13 protein-coding genes and 1 other RNA gene are annotated in these 13,281 nt (G+C 65.7%); 12 read left to right on the forward strand and 2 right to left on the reverse strand.

The window, feature by feature from the left end:
- Nucleotides 1-63: 63 nt before the first annotated feature.
- Nucleotides 64-255 (forward strand): hypothetical protein, encoded by a 192-nt coding sequence (locus LK539_RS06220; RefSeq protein ID WP_227800046.1) that lies wholly within the window; start codon nt 64-66, stop codon nt 253-255.
- A gap of 101 nt (nt 256-356) precedes the next feature.
- Here LK539_RS06220 and LK539_RS06225 read toward each other — a convergent pair whose 3' ends face one another.
- On the reverse strand, nt 357-2,060 hold the full coding sequence (locus LK539_RS06225) for a thiamine pyrophosphate-binding protein (protein WP_227800047.1): 1,704 nt from the start codon (nt 2,058-2,060) through the stop codon (nt 357-359).
- A 146-nt stretch (nt 2,061-2,206) separates the two neighbouring features.
- Here LK539_RS06225 and rnpB point away from each other — a divergent pair.
- The 5 genes from rnpB to LK539_RS06250 all read left to right on the forward strand — a co-directional run bounded on the left by rnpB (nt 2,207) and on the right by LK539_RS06250 (nt 5,514).
- Nucleotides 2,207-2,545, forward strand: an RNA gene (gene rnpB / locus LK539_RS06230) — RNase P RNA component class A.
- Between the two features lie 40 nt (nt 2,546-2,585).
- A complete protein-coding gene (glpK, locus tag LK539_RS06235; protein WP_227800048.1) occupies nt 2,586-4,073 on the forward strand; it encodes a glycerol kinase GlpK in 1,488 nt (495 codons plus the stop codon).
- Nucleotides 4,074-4,201: 128 nt separating this feature from the next.
- Nucleotides 4,202-4,738 carry a DUF6622 family protein gene (locus tag LK539_RS06240; protein ID WP_227800049.1) on the forward strand — a complete coding sequence of 179 codons (537 nt, stop codon included), beginning with the start codon at nt 4,202-4,204 and terminating at the stop codon, nt 4,736-4,738.
- 47 nt (nt 4,739-4,785) lie between these two features.
- Nucleotides 4,786-5,046 carry a hypothetical protein gene (locus tag LK539_RS06245; protein ID WP_227800050.1) on the forward strand — a complete coding sequence of 87 codons (261 nt, stop codon included), beginning with the start codon at nt 4,786-4,788 and terminating at the stop codon, nt 5,044-5,046.
- Nucleotides 5,047-5,247: 201 nt separating this feature from the next.
- Complete coding sequence (locus LK539_RS06250) at nt 5,248-5,514, forward strand: hypothetical protein (protein WP_227800051.1); 267 nt, start codon at nt 5,248-5,250, stop codon at nt 5,512-5,514.
- A gap of 2 nt (nt 5,515-5,516) precedes the next feature.
- Here LK539_RS06250 and LK539_RS06255 read toward each other — a convergent pair whose 3' ends face one another.
- Nucleotides 5,517-6,467, reverse strand: a complete 951-nt coding sequence (locus tag LK539_RS06255; RefSeq protein ID WP_227800052.1) for an AAA family ATPase — start codon at nt 6,465-6,467, stop codon at nt 5,517-5,519.
- 474 nt (nt 6,468-6,941) lie between these two features.
- Here LK539_RS06255 and mraZ point away from each other — a divergent pair, with 474 nt between their 5' ends.
- Genes mraZ through murF form a run of 6 tightly spaced genes read left to right on the forward strand, consistent with a single transcriptional unit; the run spans nt 6,942 to nt 13,280 of the window.
- Nucleotides 6,942-7,370 (forward strand): division/cell wall cluster transcriptional repressor MraZ, encoded by a 429-nt coding sequence (mraZ, locus tag LK539_RS06260; protein WP_159696337.1) that lies wholly within the window; start codon nt 6,942-6,944, stop codon nt 7,368-7,370.
- Complete coding sequence (gene rsmH / locus LK539_RS06265) at nt 7,357-8,340, forward strand: 16S rRNA (cytosine(1402)-N(4))-methyltransferase RsmH (protein ID WP_373889524.1); 984 nt, start codon at nt 7,357-7,359, stop codon at nt 8,338-8,340. The genes mraZ and rsmH overlap by 14 nt, the downstream gene beginning before the upstream one ends.
- Nucleotides 8,337-8,609: a cell division protein FtsL gene (gene ftsL / locus LK539_RS06270; RefSeq protein WP_227800054.1), complete on the forward strand. Its 273-nt coding sequence runs from the start codon at nt 8,337-8,339 to the stop codon at nt 8,607-8,609. Before rsmH ends, ftsL begins: the two co-directional genes overlap by 4 nt.
- Complete coding sequence (locus LK539_RS06275) at nt 8,606-10,381, forward strand: penicillin-binding protein 2 (RefSeq protein ID WP_227800055.1); 1,776 nt, start codon at nt 8,606-8,608, stop codon at nt 10,379-10,381. Before ftsL ends, LK539_RS06275 begins: the two co-directional genes overlap by 4 nt.
- On the forward strand, nt 10,381-11,913 hold the full coding sequence (locus LK539_RS06280) for a UDP-N-acetylmuramoyl-L-alanyl-D-glutamate--2,6-diaminopimelate ligase (RefSeq protein ID WP_227800056.1): 1,533 nt from the start codon (nt 10,381-10,383) through the stop codon (nt 11,911-11,913). The genes LK539_RS06275 and LK539_RS06280 overlap by 1 nt, the downstream gene beginning before the upstream one ends.
- Nucleotides 11,913-13,280, forward strand: coding sequence for a UDP-N-acetylmuramoyl-tripeptide--D-alanyl-D-alanine ligase (murF, locus tag LK539_RS06285; protein WP_227800057.1), 1,368 nt, complete (start codon nt 11,913-11,915; stop codon nt 13,278-13,280). Before LK539_RS06280 ends, murF begins: the two co-directional genes overlap by 1 nt.
- Nucleotide 13,281: the final 1 nt, after the last annotated feature.

Here is a 13,281-nt window from a genome sequence, read left to right on the forward strand (position 1 = left end):
CGGCGGCGACTTGCGTTAAATTTGAACACAGAGAGAAAACCACAAAAGACAACGGGGCACACCGTGAAAATCACCAACTTTCTGAAGCGTCTCATCTATGGCGACAATGCCACGGATGGCGGTGCTGCGAACATGCGCAACATTATCGTGTGGGCGTTCATCGCCCTCGTCGCATTGTTCCTGACCAATCCGGAGCAGGTCAGTTTCTTCGACCATCCGATTCCGCTGCCGGCCGAGCTGGGCCTGGGGCAGTAGGGTGGGCGGCTTCGCCGCCCACGCGGTCTGCTCATGCCGTCGTTGAACGCGTGGGCGGGAATGTAGTCCACTGGACTACATTCCCCCGCCCACCCTACGGATTACTGGCCGGCCTTCGCCGCCGCAGCCGTCTTGCGAATGGTCTCGAGCGTCGCGTTCGGCGTGATCAGGTTGCCGTCGTAGCGCAGCTCGATCACGGCCGGCAGCTTGCGCTCGTTCGCATGCGCCAGCGCACGCTGCAGCGCAGGCGCAAATTCCTCGGTCTTCTCGACCACCTCGCCGTGGCCGCCATAGGCGCGCGCCAGCGCGGCGAAATCCGGATTGTGCAGGGTCGTGCCCGACACGCGGCCCGGGTAGTCGCGTTCCTGGTGCATGCGGATGGTGCCGAACATATTGTTGTTGAACACCAGTATGATCACGCCGGCGCCGTACTGGACGGCGGTGGCCAGTTCCTGTCCGGTCATCATGAATTCGCCGTCGCCGGCGAAGGTCACGACGGTGCGCTGCGGGTCGATGATCTTGGCCGCGACGCCGGCCGGCACCGCGTAGCCCATGGCGCCGTTGGTCGGCGCCAGCTGGGTGCGCTTGCCGCCGTAGCGGTAGAAGCGGTGCGCCCAGGTCGCGTAGTTGCCGGCGCCATTCGTGATGATGGTGTCGTGCGGCGCCTGCTGCATGAGTTCCTGCACCACCTGCCATAGGTCGAGCGGCGCGCTGCCGTCGCGGAAGATCGGCGGCTGCGCCTGCCACGCGGCCAGTTCGGCCTTTGCTTCTTCCACCGTGCCGGCCCAGGCCGACGCATCTACGGGTTCCATGGCGGCCAGCATGGCGCACACCTGCGCCGGACCGCTGGCGATCATCAGTTCGCCCTGGTACACGCTGCCCAGTTCTTCCGGATCGGCGTGGATGTGGACTAGTTTCTGGCGCGGCACCGGAGAAGAAAGCAGCGAGTAACCGCTGGTGGTCATCTCGCCCAGGCGCGGGCCGATCGCGATCACCAGGTCCGCTTCCTTCACGCGCGCGGCCAGTTTCGGGTTGATGCCGATGCCGACGTCGCCCACGTAGTTCGGGTGGGCGTTATCCAGCAGGTCCTGGAAGCGGAAGGTGCAGCCCACCGGCAGGCGGTTGGCTTCGGCGAAGCGGGCCAGGTTGGCGCAAGCTTCGTCGGTCCAGGAGCCGCCGCCCAGCAGCACCATCGGGCGTTTGCTTTCCGCCAGCATGGCGCGCAGCTGCGCGATCTGCGCTTGCGAAGGTGCGGCCTGCACCGGCTGGTAGCGGCGCGCGTCAAGCACGGCCGCTGTGGTCACCAGCATGTCTTCCGGCAGCGCCAGCACCACCGGGCCCGGACGGCCGCTGGTGGCGACCTGGAAGGCGCGCGCGATGTATTCGGGGATGCGGTCGGCGCGGTCGATCTGGGTCACCCATTTCGCCATCTGGCCGTACATGCGGCGGTAGTCGATTTCCTGGAAGGCTTCGCGGTCGATGAAGTCGCTGCCGACCTGGCCGATGAACAGGATCATCGGAGTCGAGTCCTGGTAGGCCGTGTGCACGCCGATCGAGGCATTGGTGGCGCCGGGGCCGCGGGTGACGAAGCAGATGCCCGGCTTGCCGGTCATCTTGCCGTAGGCCTCGGCCATGAACGCCGCGCCGCCTTCCTGCCGGTTGATCACGAAGCGGATATCCGAATCGTGCAGCGCATCCAGTACGTCGAGGTAGCTTTCGCCGGGCACGCCGAAGGCGGTGTCCACGCCGTGGGTATGGAGCGCATCGACCAGGATCTGGCCGCCGGTGCGGGAAGGGTGCGTCATGGTGTCGGTCATCCTTGCAGGTTTGTTATCCGAGCATTTTATGTGGATGAGGTGGGCAAGGATTTTGAAATGGCGACACGAAATTTCAGAAACGTGGCCGCAAGGCGATAGGTTACCCGGGCCCGATCGGTTACAATGTTCGCCGTGAAGCAGGCCAGACAGTCGCTGGTCCTCATCTTCGGGTGAGGGCGGGAGGAAGGTCCGGACTCCACAGAGCGGGGTGACGGTTAACGGCCGTCCGCTGAAAGCCGCAAGGTATAAGGCGAGGAATAGGGCCACAGAGACGAGCGTATTAAGTTACGGTGAAACGCGGTAACCTCCACCTGGAGCAATTCCAAATAGGCACGCGTTGATGTTGCTCGCGGAGCGTGCGGGTAGGAAGCTTGAGCGCTGGAGTAATCCAGCGCCTAGAGGAATGGCTGTCATAGGGGCGTCCCGCAAGGGAGACCACTACACAGAATCCGGCCTATCGGCCTGCTTTACTTGAATTCAGAGTCCCTCAGGGACCGCCCTCGCGAGACGACGATGCAGAAATACATCCTTGCCCTCGACCAGGGCACCACCAGCTCGCGCGCCATCCTGTTCGATCGGGCAGGCTTGCCGGTCGCGAGCAGCCAGCACGAATATCCCCAGTACTTCCCCCAGCCCGGCTGGGTCGAGCACGACGCCCTCGACATCTGGCACAGCCAGCTTGCCTGCGCCCGCGAGGCCATGCGCAAGGCCGGTATCGATGGCTCCCAGGTCGCCGCCATCGGTATCGCCAACCAGCGCGAAACCACGGTGCTGTGGGACCGCGCCAGCGGCGAGCCGGTGGCGCGCGCCATCGTCTGGCAGGACCGCCGCACCGCCGCCGTGTGCGACCGCCTGCGCGAAGAAGGATGCGCAGCAGGCATCCAGGCACGCACCGGCCTCGAAGTCGACGCCTATTTTTCCGCCACCAAGCTGCAATGGCTGCTCGAGCACGTGCCGGGCGCCAGAGCCCGGGCCGAGCGCGGCGAGCTGGCCTTCGGCACCGTCGACAGCTGGCTGGTTTACCGCCTGTGCGGACGCCACGTCACCGACACCAGCAATGCGGCGCGCACGATGCTGTTCAACCTGCACACGCTGCGCTGGGACGAGGAGCTGTTGGCCCTGTTCGGCATTCCCGCCAGCCTGCTGCCCGAAGTCGTCGCCAGTGCCGAGGTAGTGGGGCTGGCGGCGCAGGAATGGTTCGGCGCGGCGATCCCGATCGCCGGCATCGCCGGCGACCAGCAGGCCGCCACCTTCGGCCAGGCCTGCCACCGCAAGGGCCTGGTCAAGAACACCTATGGCACCGGCTGTTTCATGCTGATGCACGCCGGCGCCGCGGCACCAGGCTCGCACAACCGCCTGCTGTCCACCGTCGGCTGGACCGTGAACGGCGCCACCGATTATCTGCTGGAGGGCAGCGTCTTCATGGGCGGCGCCACGGTGCAGTGGCTGCGCGATGGCCTCGGCATCATCAAGCAGTCGCAGGACGTCGAGGCGCTCGCCATGAGCGTGCCGGATAGCGGCGGCGTGATGCTGGTGCCGGCCTTTACGGGACTGGGCGCGCCGCACTGGGACCCCTACGCGCGCGGCACCATCGTCGGCATGACGCGCGGGACGGGCGCCGGCCACATCGCGCGCGCCGCGGTGGAGGCGATCGCCTACCAGAGCGCCGAACTGCTGGTGGCAATGCAGAAGGACGCCGCCTGCCTTGTTACCGAGATGCGCGCCGACGGCGGCGCGGCCCGCAACGACCTGCTGATGCAGTTCCAGGCCGACCTGCTGGGCGTGCCCGTACTGCGCCCGCGCGTCACTGAAACCACGGCGCTGGGCGCGGCCTATCTCGCCGGGCTGGCGGTCGGCTACTGGGAGAGCGTCGAGGAGATCGCGCGCCAGTGGCAGGTCGAGCGCCGCTTCGAGCCGCGCATGGATGCCGGCCGCCGCGAGGAATGGATGGCGCGCTGGGGCAGGGCGGTGGAGCACGCGAAAGGCTGGGCGCACGAGTAGGCGGCGGCGTGTGACTGGCGCTGCCGATATGCATCTGGCGCCGGCAGGGACGCCATTCGTCACAAGCCGCCGCGTGCGGAATGCAGGCTCGCTAAGGTGAGGACATCTTCAACTCACCTAGGCCATCCATGTCCCAATTTCTCACCCGCACCCCGGTCTACGTCTGGGCCATCCTCGCCTTCCTCGTCTTTCGCGGGGTGCTGGCGACGCGCGACCGCGACATCACCATGACCCGCATGACGATCATCCCGCTGCTGATGCTGGTGCTGGCGCTGCAGTCGATCGGCGCGCGCTACGGCCTGGCGTCGGTGGCCATGGCAGCCTGGCTCGCCGGCAGCGCCGCGGTCGCGCTGCAGCGCTGGACCTTCGGCGGCAGCCGCGCCGAGGCGGGCGTGGCGCCGGGCAGCCTGCGCATGCGCGGCAGCTGGACGCCGTTGCTGCTGATGCTGGCCATCTTCGTGATCAAGTATGCGATGGCGGTGGTGCAGGTCGTGCGGCCGCAGGTGGCCGCCAGCACCGGCTTTGCGCTGGCCAGCTGCGGTCTGCTCGGGCTGTGCAATGGCTACTTCCTGGGCCAGCTGGCATGCGACCGGGCAGCGAGCCACCGCATCCTGCGCCAGCAGCAGCGCAATGGTGCGCAGCCCGCCATGGTCGATGCCGTATGATCCCGGCACAGGCGGCGCTCCGTGCCGCCAGGGCAAGGGAGAGCAGCATGCTGAAACTGGGAGATACCGATCCCCGCTTGATCGACAAACTCGGCACGCTCGCGGCGCGGGTGGTCGAAGACGCGCTGGCCTCGGGCCTGACCTGGGACCAGGCCGTCGTCGCCCTCGGCATCGCGGCCAAGGCGATGTCGGCGAAAGCGGCCAGCCAGGGCGGCGCGGCGCCGAGCGACTATGCGCTGCACGCCGAAAAGCGCCTGAAGGAAGGCATGGACCGCAGCGCCGCGGTACTCAAGGCTTACCTGAGCTGAGCGCCCCCAGGGATGGGGGAATCGCCCGGCCGGCACTTCTGTCGGACGGCATCGGCGGGCATAATGGTTTCATCGTCCCGGGACATCAGGCCTGGTACGTCAGCACGGCTTCCCCTTGCGCCCCGCCCATGCGGGGCGCTTTTTTCGCCTCCGTGAACATTCGATAGCATGCGCTGATGCCGCCGGTGGCATGATGCAGGCATGGAGAAAAAATACTGGTTCCCGGCCAAGCCGCCGGGGTATGGATGGGGATGGGGACTGCCGCTGACCTGGCAGGGCTGGGTGGTGTTCGTCGGTTTCTTCGTGCTGCTGGTCGCTGGCGCGATCTTCTACCTGCCCGACAGCCCGGGCTGGTATCTCTTCCATGTATTCTGTCTCGTTGACCTCCTGATCTTCATCTGCGCAAGGAAGGGCGAGCCGCCGGGCCCCTTTTTCCGGCGCAACCGGCACAAGGGACTTGGCGGCTAGGATCAGAATCCGATCCGCCCCTTGCCCGGCGTCGCCCTGATCCGGATATCGTCCGCGCGCACGTGTTCGCGTCCCGCGGCCACGGCATGGCCCAGGCCGTCGAGCAGGGTCTTGCGCAGGTCGCGCGGCGACACCGTCACCAGCTTGTCCAGCACCACGTCCCCGAGGCGCGCATCGAAGGCCGCCAGGTTCAGTTCATCCAGCAGGCCCGCGTACATGCGCTGGGCGATGCCGGCCGCCTGCTCAGGCGTCGGCGTCGGCACCTCGTAGACCGCCATGCGGTTGAGCAGCGGGTGGGGAATGCCTTCGGTGGAGTTGGCGGTCAGGACCCAGAAGATCTGCGAAGCGTCGATCTCGACGTCGATGAACTCGTCGCGGAAGGTGCTGGCCGTCTCCGGTTCCAGCAGCTGATACAGCGCGGCGAGCGGATCGGACTGGGTCGAGCCGCTCGCCTTTTCCACTTCGTCCAGCACGATCACGGGATTCGCGTACTGCCCGCGCACCAGGCGCTCGGCCACCTTGCCGCATTTGGCGCCGCGCCAGCTGGCCGAGCTGCCGGTGATGACGAAGCCGGCCGACAGGGCGTTCATGCTGATCAGTTCGCATTCGGTCTGCATCACACGCGCCAGGCGCCGGGCGAAGTGGGTCTTGCCGACGCCGGGCCCGCCCAGCAGCAGGATCGGCATGACATTGAAGCCGCGGTCGCCCGCATGCGCCAATGCCAGGTACCGCGCCAGGTCGTCCAGGACTTCGTCGAAATTGGGGCATTCCTCGAACAGGGGATCGAGGGCGTCGATCGATGAGGGTTTGGTGACGAAGCGGTCGGCCCCGGTCTCCAGCATGCGCTCGTAGAAGGCTTCGAGCTCCGGGGAGCGGCCGCGGCTGCGGTCGAGCGCTTCCTGAACTTCGATCAGGTCGTAGACCGCGCAGGTACGGGCGAGGGTGATGCTCACGACTGTCTCCTTGGCAGGCCCGCTCCCATCCAGGCTGCTCCATCCTGCCGAGCGGGCCGTATGCAGGACGGGTCATTGTCTTGCCTCGATCCTAACGCTTCCAGCCGAGCCCCGCCAATCCCAAAGTACCCAATTCTGCGAAGAAACTTAAGTTTCCATAAGAAAACACAACGTCAAGACCTGATATTGATCAAGAAGAAATGTTGTCAGTACAAGTGAGGTCCAACCTTCAATCAGTTTCCTAAGTGACTGATTTACGAGACATTTTACCTTGACCTTCTCTCAATATAAGCCGCTAAGTCATTGGTTTCATTAGACAAATTAGGATTTGCCAAGCGTGAATTCGCTTGACCACCAACATTGATTCCAATAAAGTGGGAAACAGTGTGAAAAAGTGTCGATTTGTGGGAGGTTTTTGGAACCCCAAGCGGCTAAAAAATTCTAAATTGATAATTCTCCAAGCTAGGTAAATACGTGTTCCAGGGCGCGTCAGCGATCAATCTCGATGCAAAAGGCCGGATGTCGATCCCGGCGAAGCATCGTGACGCCCTTGCGGTCCAGTGCGAGGGCCGAATGACGCTGACCAAGCATCCGCACGGCTGCCTGCTGTTCTTCCCCCGTCCGGTGTGGGAACAGCATCGCGAGCAGATCGCTTCCTGGCCGATGTCGGCAAGGGCGTGGCAGCGCATTTTCCTTGGTAACGCGTGCGATGTCGAGTTGGACAGCGCAGGCCGGGTGCTGATTTCGCCCGAGTTGCGTGCCGCCGTGGGTCTGGAGAAAGAAGTCATGATGTTGGGCATGGGCACCCATTTCGAAATCTGGGATGCCGCCAAGCTTGCCGAAAGCGAAGCCGAGGCTGTTGCCGGCGGCATGCCCGATGTCCTTTCCAATTTCTCCTTCTGAGGCGCCGATGACGGAAACAAACACGGTGCCTGGAGCTTTTCAGCATCGCACGGTGCTGCTGGATGAAGCAGTCGACGCGCTCAACCTGACGGGTGAGCGCGCCAACGGTACTTATATAGACGGCACTTTCGGCCGCGGTGGACACAGCCGCCTGATCCTGTCGCGACTCGGCCCCCAGGGCCGCCTGGTGGCCTTCGACAAGGACCCGCAGGCGATCGCGACCGCGGAGCAGGTGGGGGATCCCCGCTTCACGATCGTGCATGACAGTTTTGCCACGATGTTCGACGCGCTGGCCGCGCGCGGCATCGGCCAGGTGGACGGCATCTTGCTGGACCTTGGTATTTCGTCGCCCCAGGTGGACGACGCCTCGCGCGGATTCAGTTTCCGCCAGGATGGCCCGCTCGACATGCGCATGGATACCACGCGCGGGATGTCGGCGGCCGAATGGCTGGCCACCGCGTCGGAACAACAACTGGAAAAGGTTATTCGGGATTATGGAGAAGAACGGTTTGCTTTCCAGATTGCAAAGGCGATTGTTGCTCGCCGCGCAATCCAGCCAATTTCGACCACACGAGAGCTTGCCGCAATCGTGGCAGACGCGGTCAAAACCCGGGAAAAAGGCAAGGATCCGGCCACAAGGACCTTTCAGGCTGTCCGGATTTTCATCAATAAAGAGCTTGAAGACCTCGAAGCAGGTCTGAGCGCCGCGTACGCGATGCTGGCCCCCGGGGCGCGCATGTCCGTGATCAGCTTCCACTCGCTGGAAGACCGCATGGTCAAGCAGTTCCTGGCGTCCAAGGCGAAAGTGGAGCAGCCGGACCGCCGGCTGCCGATCCGCGCCGCCGATCTGCCGCAGCCATTGATGAAACTGATCACCAAGACCAAGCCGTCCGACGCGGAAGTCGACGCCAACCCGCGCGCCCGCTCGGCGGTGCTGCGCGTGGCCGAGCGCCTGGGAGCCAAGGCGTGAGCGTCAAGCTGAACATCCTCCTGACGGCGGCCGTGGTCGGCTGCGCGCTGTCGGTCGTGAACGCCCGCTACCAGGGGCGCCACCTCCTGATCGAGCTCGAGCGCCTGAACCAGCACGCGCGCCAGCTGGAGGTCGACTGGACCCAGCTCCAGCTCGACCAGTCCACCCTCGGCAAGAACGAACGCATCGAACAGATCGCGCGCACCAGCCTGAACATGGCCCCCTTGACGCCGGCCCGTACCCAATACCTGACGGAAGGCGCGAAATGAGCCGCGTCGAACGCCGAGCTGTCCCGCGCGTGGCCGCCTCCAAGGGCGTGGCTTTCTCGAAGAGCCCGGTCCTGGCCGTGAACGTCCCCAACTGGCGTTCGCGCCTGGTGCTGTTCGTCCTGTTCTCGGCCTTCGTCGTGCTCGCCGCACGCGCGCTGTGGCTGCAGGGCGTGTCGACCCAGTTCCTGCAAAAGCAGGGCAAGAGCCGTTACGAGCGCGTGGTCGAACTGCCGGCCGCGCGCGGCAAGATCACGGACCGCCACGGCCAGGTGCTGGCCTCCTCGCTGCCGGTGAAGGCGGTCGCCGCCTTCCCGAAGGAAGTGCTGAAGGAATCGCCGGACAAGCTGGCCGAGCTGGCGCGCCTGCTCGAGATGCCGCAGTCCGAACTGCGCACCAAGCTCGATCCGAAGCGCACCTACGTCTACCTGAAGCGCCAGGTCGAGATGGACGCGGTCGAGCAAATCGAAAAGCTCAAGATCGACGGCATCGACACCCGCAAGGAATACAAGCGCTACTACCCGCAGGGTGAAGTGATGACCCACCTGGTGGGCTTCACCAACGTCGAGGACAAGGGCCAGGAGGGCATGGAGCTGTTCCACCAGAAGGCGCTGATGGGCGTGCCGGGCAGCCGCCGCGTGATCCGCGACCGCCTCGGCCACATCGCCGAAGACTTGGGCATGTTCCGCGAGCCGCACGAAGGCAAGGACCTGACCCTGTCGGTCGACAGCAAGCTGCAGTACATCGCCTTCACCAGCGTGAAGAACGCGGTCGAGAAGTTCAATGCGCAGGCCGGCGGCGCCGTGGTGCTCGACGTCGAGACCGGCGAAGTGCTGGCCATGGCCAACTACCCGACCTACAACCCGAATGACCGCTCGAACCTGACCGGCGCCCAGCTGCGCAACCGCGTCATCACCGACACCTTCGAACCCGGCTCCACCATCAAGCCGGTGACGGTGGCGCTCGGCCTCGAGACCAGGCGCATCACCCCGGACACCGTGTTCGACACCAACCCCGGCTACATGGTGGTGACGGGCAAGCGCATCCGCGACACCCACAACTACGGCGTGCGCAACGTCGGCGGCATCATCCAGAAGTCCTCGAACATCGGCGTGGTCAAGATCTCGCAGATGATCCCGCCGCAGGAAATGTGGGAGATGTACACCAAGCTGGGCTACGGCCAGGCGCCGCGCTTCGGCTTCCCGGGCGCCACCGCCGGCCGCGTGCGTCCGTGGAAATCGTGGAAGCCGATCGAATACGCCAACATGGCCTTCGGCCACGGCCTGTCGGTGTCGCTGCTGCAGATGGCGCGCTCGTACATGATCTTCGCCCGCAATGGCGACATCATTCCGCTCTCCTTCCTGAAGGTGGACGAGAAGCCGGTCGGCCAGCAGGTGATCTCGCCGAAGACCGCGGCCCAGGTGCGCACCATGCTCGAATCCGTGGTCAGCCCCGAAGGCACCGCCTCCAAGGCGCAGGTGCCGGGCTACCGCGTCGGCGGCAAGACCGGCACCGCCGAAAAGATCGTCAACGGCCGCTATTCGCGTACCGACAACATTGGCTATTTCGTGGGCATCGCGCCGATGTCGAAACCGCGCTTCGTCATTGCGGTCATGATCGACAACCCGCGCGGCGCCCTGCGAACAGGCGGCAGCGTCGCGGCGCCGACCGCCGCCGACCTGGCGGCCAACGCATTGCGGGCCGCGAACGTACCGCCCGACTCATCGATCACCGACATCATCATCCCGGACGAACCGGTAGAGGAGAGCTTGTGATGGCGATGAGCCTGAACGATATCTGCCAATGGATCCGTGCCGCCGCCCCAGGCGGCCGACTCGTTTCCGACTCCCGCCGCGTTGGGAGGGGTGACGTGTTCTTCGCCTATCCGGGCGAGGCCGCGGACGGCCGCCGCTACATCGCCGCGGCGATCGCCGCCGGCGCGGCCGCCGTCGTCTACGAAGAGAACGATTACCGCTGGGATGACGCGCACGACGTGGCGCATCTCGCGGTCGCCAACCTGAAGAAGAACGCGGGCCCGATCGCCCATGGCGTGCTGGGTAAACCGGATGCCGGCATGTTTACCGTGGCCGTCACCGGCACCAACGGCAAGACCTCCTGCGCGGTGTGGACCGGGCAGGCGCTGGCGCGTCTCGGCGAGACCGCCGCCGTGATCGGCACCCTGGGCGTCGGTATCGTCAAAGGCAAGGGCGAACCGAATTTCGATGCCACCGGCTACACGACGCCGGACGCGGTGCTGCTGGCCCAGACCCTGGGCGAGCTGCGCGCCCAGGAGGCGACGGCGCTGGCGATCGAAGCCTCGTCCATCGGCCTGGTGCAGGACCGCGCCGCCGGCATGCACTTCGACGTCGCCATCTTCACCAACCTGACCCGCGACCACCTCGACTTCCACGAAACCATGGAGAACTACGAGGCGGCCAAGGTCAAGCTGTTCGAGTGGGAAGGCCTGAAGAACGCGGTCGTCAATTTGGACGACCCGGCCGGCCTGCGCCTGGTCGCGCACCTGCGCAAGCATTTCGCGGCGCTGCCGGTCGCCGGCTACACCTTGAGAAGCGAAGCCGAACAGCCGGCCATCGAGGGCGTCGGCATCCTGCGCGCCTCGAACATGCGCAGCCGCCATGCGGGCACCGAATTCAACGTCGACACCCCGGCAGGCAACGCGCTGGTGAAGACCCAGCTGGTGGGCCACTTCAACGTCAGCAATGCGCTGGCGGTGCTGGGCGCGCTGCTGGCCAAGGGCGTGGCCCTGAAGAATGCAGTGGAAGCCATCGAGGCCCTGGTGCCGGCCCCCGGCCGCATGCAGAGAATTGGCGGCCAGGATGCGCCGATGGTCGTGATCGACTACGCGCATACTCCGGACGCGCTGGAAAAGACGCTGCAGGCCCTGCGCCAGGTGGCGGGTGAACGCGGCGGCGAACTGTGGTGCGTGTTCGGTTGCGGCGGCGACCGCGACCCGGGCAAGCGTCCGCAGATGGGCGCCATCGCCCAGGCGGCCGACCACGTGCTGGTCACCAGCGACAACCCGCGCAGCGAGGAACCGGCGGACATCATCGCCCAGATCGTGGCGGGCATGACGAAGCGCGGTGACAAGCACGACCAGGCCGTGGAAGACCGCGCGACCGCGATCCTGCTGGCCGTGAAGAACGCCGGCAAGCAGGACGTGATCCTGCTGGCAGGGAAGGGCCACGAGCCCTACCAGGAAATCAAGGGCAAGAAGATTCCGTTCTCCGATGCCGACCATGCTTCGCTGGCATTGACCGCGCGGCTCACCATGATGAGGACTCACTGATGCGCGCCACGCTCGCACAACTCGTTCAGGCGATTCCGGGCGCACGGCTCGTGGGTGGCGAGGTCGCCTTCGAAGGCGTCTCGACCGACAGCCGCACGGCGCCCGCTGGCGCCTTGTTCGTCGCCTTGAAAGGCGAGACCTTCGATGCCCACAACTTCCTCGACCAGGTCGCCGCGCGCGGCGTGGCCGCGGTCGTGGTGCACCAGCTGCCGGACGGCTGGACCCTGCCGGCCATCGTGGTCCCGGACACCCTGGCAGCGCTGGGCCGCATCGCCAACTTCTGGCGCACCCAGTTCGAGATTCCCGTGATCGGCGTGACCGGCTCGAACGGCAAGACCACGGTCAAGGAAATGATTTCCTCGATCCTGGCCGCCGCCTTCGGCGAGGATACGCGCCTCGCGACCCAGGGCAACCTGAACAACGAGATCGGCGTGCCGCTGACCCTGTTCCGCCTGGGCGGTGCGCACCGCGCGGCCGTGATCGAGATGGGCATGAACCATCCGGGCGAGATCGCCCGCCTGGCCGCCATCGCGGCGCCCACGGTCGCGATGGTGAACAACGCCCAGCGCGAGCACCAGGAATTCATGCACACCGTGGAAGCGGTGGCGCGCGAGAACGGCTCGGTGCTGCAGGCCTTGCCGGCCAGCGGCGTGGCTGTGTTCCCGGGCGACGATACCTATACCGCGCTGTGGCGCGAACTGGCCCCCTGCGACGTGCTGACCTTCGGCCTCAGCGACGCCTGCGACGTGCGCGCCACCTACACCTCGACCGGCTTCGGCAACGACCTGGACGTGACTGCCAGCGGCGCCCGCTTCACGGTCAGGCTGGCTGCGGCCGGAGACCACAACGTGCGCAACGCGCTGGCCGCGATCGCCAGCACCCTGGCGGCGGGCATCGCGCAGGACGCCATCGTGCGCGGCCTCGAAGCCTTTGCCCCGGTCGGCGGCCGCCTGCAGCGCAAGCAGGCCGCGAACGGCGCGACCGTCATCGACGATACCTACAACGCCAACCCCGACTCGATGCGCGCCGCGATCGACGTGCTGGCCGCCTATCCGGCGCCGCGCATCCTGGTGGTGGGCGACATGGGCGAAGTCGGCACGCAAGGAAAAGAGTTTCACGAAGAAGTCGGTGCTTACGCTCAGACGCGTGGCATCGAACACGTGCTCGCCACCGGTGCGCTCGCTCAACACATGAGCGCGTCGGGAGCACGGCATTACGAGCAGTTCGACGATTTATTGGCAGCACTGGATTCAACTCTGGGCGGCAATACGACAGCGACTGTGCTGGTGAAGGGCTCGCGCTTCATGAAGATGGAACGCGTGGTCCAGCACCTGACCGGACAAACGATTATGAAAGACGCCCACTGAC

It is taken from the genome of Massilia sp. IC2-476 (assembly GCF_020707295.1).
Taxonomy (GTDB): Bacteria; Pseudomonadota; Gammaproteobacteria; order Burkholderiales; family Burkholderiaceae_D; genus Telluria.

What these genes read in the sequence shown, in the direction of transcription:
- glpK (WP_227800048.1), top strand. Translation starts at nt 2,586, where the DNA reads ATGCAGAAATACATCCTTGCCCTCGACCAGGGCACCACCAGCTCGCGC.
- LK539_RS06240 (WP_227800049.1), top strand. Translation starts at nt 4,202, where the DNA reads ATGTCCCAATTTCTCACCCGCACCCCGGTCTACGTCTGGGCCATCCTC.
- LK539_RS06225 (WP_227800047.1), bottom strand. Translation starts at nt 2,060, where the DNA reads ATGACGCACCCTTCCCGCACCGGCGGCCAGATCCTGGTCGATGCGCTC.
- LK539_RS06275 (WP_227800055.1), top strand. Translation starts at nt 8,606, where the DNA reads ATGAGCCGCGTCGAACGCCGAGCTGTCCCGCGCGTGGCCGCCTCCAAG.
- LK539_RS06250 (WP_227800051.1), top strand. Translation starts at nt 5,248, where the DNA reads ATGGAGAAAAAATACTGGTTCCCGGCCAAGCCGCCGGGGTATGGATGG.
- murF (WP_227800057.1), top strand. Translation starts at nt 11,913, where the DNA reads ATGCGCGCCACGCTCGCACAACTCGTTCAGGCGATTCCGGGCGCACGG.
- LK539_RS06280 (WP_227800056.1), top strand. Translation starts at nt 10,381, where the DNA reads ATGGCGATGAGCCTGAACGATATCTGCCAATGGATCCGTGCCGCCGCC.
- LK539_RS06245 (WP_227800050.1), top strand. Translation starts at nt 4,786, where the DNA reads ATGCTGAAACTGGGAGATACCGATCCCCGCTTGATCGACAAACTCGGC.